This is a genomic window from Rhodococcus aerolatus (assembly GCF_054783215.1).
The window spans coordinates 158,136-165,164 of the sequence record NZ_BAAGQZ010000005.1; the positions used below are offsets into that span (position 1 = coordinate 158,136).

Consider the following 7,029-nt stretch of genomic DNA (forward strand, 5'->3'; position numbering starts at 1 on the left):
GCTCACGGCCGGTACTGGGCGGCCGGGGGTGCCGGGGTCGGCCCCAGGCCGGAGAGCCACCGGCCGTAGATGGCGGCCCAGGTGCCGTCGGCGCGGATGCGGTCGAGCACGCCGTTGACGTAGCGCTGCAGGTCGGTCGACTCCTTGCGCACCCCGATGCCGTAGGGCTCCGGGCTCAGCGGCTCGCCCACCACGTCGAGGTAGGGGTCCTGGGTCTTGAGCCCGGCCAGGATGGAGTCGTCGGTGCTGACCGCGTCGGCCTGGCCCTGCTGCACCAGCACCAGGCAGTCGGTCCAGTCGGCGACCGAGACCACGGTGGGGGCCGGGTCCAGGGCGAGCAGGGTCGAGACCGACGTGGACCCGGTGGTGGCGCAGACGCGCTTGCCGCCGAGGGTGGCCGCGCCCGTGATGCCGGCGTCGGTGCGGGCCAGGATCCGTTGTGCCGCCTGGTAGTACACCGACGAGAAGCCGACCTGCTGCAGCCGGTCGCAGGTGACGGTCATGGTGCGCACGACGAGGTCGACGTCGCCGGCCTGCAGCGCGGGGATGCGCTGGGCGGAGGTGAGCACCCGGAAGGTGATCCTGTCGGGGTCGCCCAGCAGGTCGCGGGCCACCTCGCGGGCGATGTCGATGTCGAAGCCCTCGAGCCGGCCGGTGAACGGGTTGCGGAAGCCGAACAGGTAGGTGTTCTGGTCCACCCCCACCACCAGCCTGCCCCGCTGCACGATCGCGGCGGTCGCCGAGCCCGGGGCGACCTCGCGGGGCCGGGGCCCGGGCGCGAGGCTGGCGGTGTCGCAGGACTGGGCCGCGGGCGGGGCCGGGGCCGAGGTGGCCTCCGCGGCCCCGGCGGGCAGCGGGGCGGCGACCACCACGTCGGGCGAGGCGACCGGGGCGGTCGCCCCGCACCCGGCGAGCAGCACGGCGGCCAGCAGCGCGGCCGCCCCCCGCGCGCCCCGGCTCACTGGTACTCCCGCAGCCGGGGCCAGACCCCGGCGGCGACCGCGACGGCGGCGAGCACGCCGAGCACGACGGCGGCGGGCGCCAGCGCGCGGTAGGCGGACCCGGCCGAGGCGGTCTCCGCGCGCAGCGTCCGCTCGGTGGAGCCGATGGCCGTGGCCAGGGCGTCGGTGGTGGCGCGGAAGGAGGCCGCGCTGTCGGTCGGTCCGCTGCCCACCGCCACCCGCACCGCCCCCGTGTAGTCGCCGTCGCTCGTGGCCGCGACGATGCGGGCGTGGGCGTCGACCCACCGGTCCCGCGCGTCGCGGGCGGCGCCGGCGGCTGCGCGCACCGTCGCCTCGCCCGCCGCGGTCTCGGCCCGGCTAAGCAGCTCGTCGAGGCGTGCGGTGCGGTCCAGGAAGGACTGCTGGTAGCCGGGGCCGTCGCCGCGGCCGACCAGGGCCAGGGTCTCGTCCGCACGGGCCTGCTGGGCCAGGATCCGGGACTGGGCGAACAGGTCGAGCTGGGCCGACCCGCCGCTGCGGGCGGCGTCGACCCGGGAGGCGGCGACGGCCCCGGCCACCCCGAGCCAGACCAGCCACACCGCGACGGCGGCGGCCGCGACGACCAGGCCCGGGTTCAGGGTGCGGCGGGTGCGCCGGCGCAGCGAGCGCAGCCCCAGTCCGAGCAGGACCAGCGTCACCACCCCGAGCAGCAGCGCCACCCAGGGCAGCCCGTCGGTGTCGGACTGCCCGCTGCTCACCGCACCGGACTGGTCGGCGTAGATCCCCTCGGCCGCGGGGAGCAGCTGGGTCTGCAGCAGCGCGGACGCCTCCCGCAGGTACGCGGCCCCCACCGGGTTGCCCTGCCGGTTGTTGGCCCGCGCGGTCTCGACCAGCCCGGTGTAGACGGGCAGCTGGGCGGTCAGCCGGGCCAGCTGGGTGCGGGTGGCGTCGTCGGAGCCGGCCCCGGCGCTGGCCGTGGCGAGCGCGGTCGCGCCGCGGGCGACGGCCGCGGTGTACTGCTCCCGCAGCGCCGGGGGCTCGAGGCCGCCGGAGAGGAAGGCGGCCGCCGCGGCCGCGTCCGCCTCCGACAGCGCGGCGTAGAGCTCCTGCGCCGCCGCGGCCACCGGCTCGGTGCGCAGCAGCTGGGCGGAGAGCTCGTCGGTGCGGGCGGAGACGGCGCTCGCGGCCACGGTCCCGGAGACCAGGCAGGCGATCACCAGCACGAGCGCCCCGACGAGCAGCTGGCCCGGGCTGGTGCGGGTGAAGGCGGCCACGGCCCCGCGGCGGCGCCGCGCCCGGACCACCACGGCCGCCTCGCGCACCGGGGTGCGGGCCGGCGCGGGGGGGCCCTGGACGGGCGCGGGCGCCGCGGGGACCGGCGCCGGGCGCGGCGGGGCGCTGCGTGTCACCACCGACCACCCCCACCCGTGCGCGGACCGGCGACCAGGCTAGGGGGTGGGGGCCGCCGCGGTCCCGGAACCGGGGCAGGTGTTGCGGACTCGTCACCTGCCCCGGGGGACCCAGCCGGTGCTCAGCGGCCCAGCCCCGCCATCGCGGCCTCGGGGTAGCGGGTGCCCACGACGGAGCCGCGCGGCGCCGCCGCCTCGATGCGCGCCAGGTCGGCCGCGGAGAGCTCGAGCGACGCGGCGGCCACGTTCTGCTCCAGGTAGCTGCGGCGCTTGGTGCCCGGGATGGGCACGACGTCCTCGCCGCGGGACTGCACCCAGGCCAGCGCCAGCTGCCCGGCGGTCACGTCGCGCTCCGCCGCGATCTCCTGCAGCGCGGTGACGATGTCCCGGTTGGCCTCGAAGGCGCCGTCGGCGAAGCGGGGGTTGTCCTTGCGGAAGTCGCCGTCCTCGATGTCGTCGCGGCTGGTGAACTTCCCCGTCAGGAAGCCGGGGCCCAGCGGCGAGTAGGGGACGACGCCGATGCCGAGCTCGCGGGCCACGCCGAGGATCTCGTCCTCGATGTCGCGGGTCCACAGCGACCACTCCGTCTGCAGCGCGGCGATCGGGTGTGTGGCGGCGGCGCGGCGGATGGTCGCCGGACCGGCCTCGGAGAGCCCGAGGTGGCGGACCTTGCCCGCGGCGACGAGCTCGCCCATGGCCCCGACGGTCTCCTCGATGGGCACGTCGGGGTCCACCCGGTGCTGGTAGTACAGGTCGATCACGTCGACCCCGAGCCGCTGCAGCGACGCCTCGCAGGCGCTGCGGACGTACTCGGGCCTGCCGTCGACGCCGCGGCTGCCGTCCTCGCGCACGACGTTGCCGAACTTGGTGGCCAGGACCACGCGGTCGCGGCGGTCGGCGATCGCCGCGCCCACCAGCCGCTCGTTGGTGTGCGGGCCGTACATGTCGGCGGTGTCGAGCAGGGTGACGCCGAGGTCGAGCGCGCGGTGGATGGTGCGGGTGGACTCGGCCTCGTCGGTGGTGCCGTAGAAGGCGCTCATCCCCATGCAGCCCAGGCCCTGGGCGCTGACCTCCAGCGGGCCGAGCCTGCGGGTGCCGATCGTCGTGCTGCTCATGGGCGGATCTCCGGGGTGCGGGAACGGGTGCACCTCGACCAACCCCGCGGCCCCGGACCGCTAGTCCCGCCCGCCTGAGAGCGCCCTCAGCGGGGCCCGAACTGCCGGTCCCCCGCGTCGCCGAGGCCGGGGACGATGAACGCCCGCTCGTCGAGCCGCTCGTCGACGCTGGCCGTGACCACCCGCACGGGCAGCCCGGAGCCCGCCAGCCGCTCCAGGCCCTCGGGGGCGGCGAGCACGCAGATGCAGGTGACGTCCGTCGCCCCCCGCGCCACCAGCAGCTCGATGGTGTTCACCATCGACCCCCCGGTCGCGAGCATCGGGTCGAGCACCAGCACGGGCACCGCGGCCAGGTCCTCGGGCAGCGACTCCATGTAGGGCACCGGCTCGTGGGTGCGCTCGTCGCGGGCCATCCCCACGAAGCCCATGTGCGCCTCGGGCACGAGGGCGTGGGCCTGGTCGGCCATCCCGAGGCCCGCCCGCAGCACCGGCACCAGCAGCGGCGGCCGGGCCAGGCGCACCCCGCGGGTGGTGGTGACGGGGGTGGTCAGCTCGTAGGTCTCGGTCGGCGCGTCGCGGGTCGCCTCGTAGATGAGCATCAGGGTCAGCTCGCGCAGCGCCGCGCGGAAGCCGGCACCGTCGGTCCGCTCGTCGCGCAGGGTGCTCAGCCGGGCGGCGGCGAGCGGGTGGTCGACGACGAGGGTGTCCACGCGGCGAGCCTAGGGGGTGACGGGCCCCGCCCCGCCCGGGCGCGGGAGACTGGCGGGGTGAGCGCGCCCGTGACGCCGGACGGACCCCTGCCGGGGACGTGGTCGGCGCTCGGCATGGTCATCGACGGCGAGCCGGTGACCGGGACGGGTCCGGTGTCCGCGGTGCGCTCCCCCGCGACCGGGGAGGTGCTGGCCGAGCTGGCCGCCGCCGGGCCCGAGGACGTCGACGGGGCCGTCCGGGCGGCGCGGCGGGCGCACGAGCGCGCCTGGGGGCGGCTGACCGGGGCCCAGCGCGCCCACCACCTGTACCGGCTCGCGGACGTCGTCGAGCGGCGCCTGACCGACCTCGCCGGGCTCGAGGCGCTCGACGCGGGCACCCCGGTGCGCCACACCCGGGCGACCGGGGTGCCCGCCGCGGCCGCGACGCTGCGCCACCACGCCGGGTGGGCGGACAAGCTGGCCCACGTCGGGCTCGGGCCGGGCCCGGACGGCGCGGGTCCGCGGTCGCGCGGGGTGGCCGCGGTGGTGGTGTCGAGCTCCTCGAGCCTGCTGGCCACCGTCGGGCTGCTCGCCCCCGCCCTGGCCTGCGGCAACACGGTGGTGGTGAAGCCGTCGGAGGCGGCGCCCCTGACGACCCTGCTGCTGGTGGCCGCCGCCCACGAGGCGGGCCTGCCCCCCGGGGTGGTGAACGTCCTGGTCGGGGACGCGGGCGTGGGCAGCACGCTGATGGCCCACCCCGGGGTGGACGCGGTGGGCCTGGCCGCCACCGGGTCGCTGGGCCACGGTGTCGCCCGGGCGCTGGTCGGGCGGCCCACGCCGCTGACCCGCCACCCCGTGCGGGCCTCGGTCGCGGTCGTCGCCGCGGACGCCCCGCTCGACGCGGTGGCGGCCGGGGTGCTCGACGCGATGGGCTCGGCCCGGGTCCGGCAGGCCACCACCGGCACCGTGGTGCTGGTCGACGAGGAGGTGGCCGACGCGCTGGCCACCCGGCTGCGGGCGGGCCTGGCCGGGCTCGTGGTGGGCGACCCGACCGATACAGCCACCGACCTCGGCCCGTGCAGCTCGGTCGCCCAGCGCGACGAGGTCACCGAGCTGGTGGTGGCCGCGGAGCTGGCCGGGGCGCGTCGCTGGGCCGCACCGCACGACCTGCCCGCCGCCGGGGCGTGGCTGGCCCCCACCCTGCTGACGGGGACGACCCCCGGGACCCAGGTCGGCACCCGCGAGCTGCTGGGGCCCGTGCTGGTGCTGGTGCCCGTGGCCGGCACGGGCACCGCGGCGGGCGCGCTGCGGCGACTGCCGGTGGACAGCGCCGTGGACGCGTGGGCCGCCGACGCGCCGACCGGGGTGGCGCTCGCCGCCCGGTGCGGGGCCGCGGCGGTGCGGCTGCGCGGCCCGGCCCGGGGCGCGGTGCCCGGGGACGACGACCGCGCCGACCCCGTCGTGGCCCGCGGCCCGGCCGGCCTCGTGGGGTGGCTCGGTGCCTGACCGGGAGGGGCTGCTGCTCGACGGGGCGTTCCGGCCGTCGGAGTCCGGCCGGGTGCTGCCCGTCCTCGACCACCGCCACCAGCTGCTCGGCGAGGTGGCCCTGGCCTCGCGGCGCGACGTCCGGGACGCGGTGGCGGCCGCCCCGCGCGGGGCGCAGGCGTGGGCGGCGCTGCCCGCGGACCGGCGCCTGGCCCTGATGCTGGCCGTGGCCGGGGAGCTGACGGCGGACGCCGGACCGCTGACCGAGGCGGTGGCCGCGGCGGAGGACGTCGCGCCGCGGCGTGCCGCCGAGCTGGTCGACGCCGCGCTGGAGCGCTGGGTCCACCACGCCGGGTGGGCCGACAAGACCGAGCACCTCGGCTGGTCCGGGGCCACCGTGGCCGGGCCGCACCTCACCGCCGTGCTGGTCCGCCCGGTCGGGGTGGTGGCGGTGCTGGCCCCCCGGGCGTCGAGCCTGCTCGGCCTCGTCTCCACCATGGCGCCCGTGCTGGCCACGGGCAGCGCCGCCGTGGTCGTGGCGAGCCAGGACCGGCCGCTGCCCGCGCTGGGGCTGGCGAGAGCCGTCGTGCGGGCCGGGCTGCCCCCCGGGGTGCTGGCGCTGCTGACGGGCCGCACGGCCGAGCTCGCGCCGTGGCTGGCCGGGCACCGCGACGTCGACGCGGTCGACCTGGCCGGTGCCCCCGCCGCGCAGCGCACCGACCTCGAGCAGCTCGCAGCGGGCGCGGGCAACCGGGTGGTGCCGCAGCCGGCCGGGGAGCCGGACTGGACGCGGCGACCCGACCTGGCCAGGCTGCGGGTGCTGCTGGACCGCACCACCATCACGTCCTGACCGGCGGGGGAACCGGGGGCGGGCGGGGTGCGTCCCACGGCGGAGAGGGGGACACATGACGACATCCGGGACGGGCGTGCGGGTCGAGCCCGGGGCCCTGCAGTCCTTCGCCGGGGCGACGCGCGACACCGCCGGGGCGGTCGACGCCTCGGCCTCCGGGCTGGGCGACGCGGCGCCGGCGGCCCGGGGCCTGGGCCCGCTCGCCGACGAGGCCGGCCTCGTGGCGGCGCTGGCCGACCGCACGGCGCAGCACACCATGGCGGTAGCCGCGCTCTCCGCGGCGCTGCGGGGCGCGGCCGACGCCGTCACCGGCGCCCTCGCGCACTACGAGCAGACCGAGCAGGCCAACCAGGACCGCCTGCAGGGCAGCGGGTCCGCGCTGTGAGCGCCCTGGCCGCGGCGATGACGGCGTCGCTGCGCGCGATGCTCGACCAGCTGGGCACCGGGTCGGTGGCCGGCGCGGCGGCGGGCTGGTCCGGCGCGGGCCGGGCGCTCGACGCGGTCCACGGCTCGCGCACCGCCCCGGTCGCCGCGCTCGAC

Annotated in this window: 7 protein-coding genes; 3 read left to right on the forward strand and 4 right to left on the reverse strand. The window is 78.6% G+C overall.

Annotated features, from left to right (window positions below):
• Positions 1 to 2: 2 nt before the first annotated feature.
• The 4 genes from ACYVOF_RS04125 to upp all read right to left on the reverse strand — a co-directional run bounded on the left by ACYVOF_RS04125 (position 3) and on the right by upp (position 4,175).
• Positions 3 to 962 carry a glutamate ABC transporter substrate-binding protein gene (locus ACYVOF_RS04125; protein ID WP_460864243.1) on the reverse strand — a complete coding sequence of 320 codons (960 nt, stop codon included), beginning with the start codon at positions 960 to 962 and terminating at the stop codon, positions 3 to 5.
• On the reverse strand, positions 959 to 2,353 hold the full coding sequence (locus ACYVOF_RS04130; protein WP_460864244.1) for a hypothetical protein: 1,395 nt from the start codon (positions 2,351 to 2,353) through the stop codon (positions 959 to 961). The genes ACYVOF_RS04125 and ACYVOF_RS04130 overlap by 4 nt, the downstream gene beginning before the upstream one ends.
• A gap of 119 nt (positions 2,354 to 2,472) precedes the next feature.
• Entirely contained in the window at positions 2,473 to 3,465 is a 993-nt protein-coding gene (locus ACYVOF_RS04135; protein ID WP_460864245.1) for an aldo/keto reductase, read from the reverse strand.
• An 86-nt stretch (positions 3,466 to 3,551) separates the two neighbouring features.
• Complete coding sequence (gene upp, locus ACYVOF_RS04140; RefSeq protein WP_460864246.1) at positions 3,552 to 4,175, reverse strand: uracil phosphoribosyltransferase; 624 nt, start codon at positions 4,173 to 4,175, stop codon at positions 3,552 to 3,554.
• Between the two features lie 57 nt (positions 4,176 to 4,232).
• On the opposite strand from upp, the gene ACYVOF_RS04145 reads away from it, so the two are divergent.
• Genes ACYVOF_RS04145 through ACYVOF_RS04155 form a run of 3 tightly spaced genes read left to right on the forward strand, consistent with a single transcriptional unit; the run spans position 4,233 to position 6,874 of the window.
• On the forward strand, positions 4,233 to 5,660 hold the full coding sequence (locus tag ACYVOF_RS04145; protein ID WP_460864247.1) for an aldehyde dehydrogenase family protein: 1,428 nt from the start codon (positions 4,233 to 4,235) through the stop codon (positions 5,658 to 5,660).
• Entirely contained in the window at positions 5,653 to 6,489 is an 837-nt protein-coding gene (locus tag ACYVOF_RS04150; protein WP_460864248.1) for an aldehyde dehydrogenase family protein, read from the forward strand. Before ACYVOF_RS04145 ends, ACYVOF_RS04150 begins: the two co-directional genes overlap by 8 nt.
• 55 nt (positions 6,490 to 6,544) lie before the next feature.
• Entirely contained in the window at positions 6,545 to 6,874 is a 330-nt protein-coding gene (locus tag ACYVOF_RS04155) for a hypothetical protein (RefSeq protein ID WP_460864249.1), read from the forward strand.
• Positions 6,875 to 7,029 lie beyond the last annotated feature (155 nt).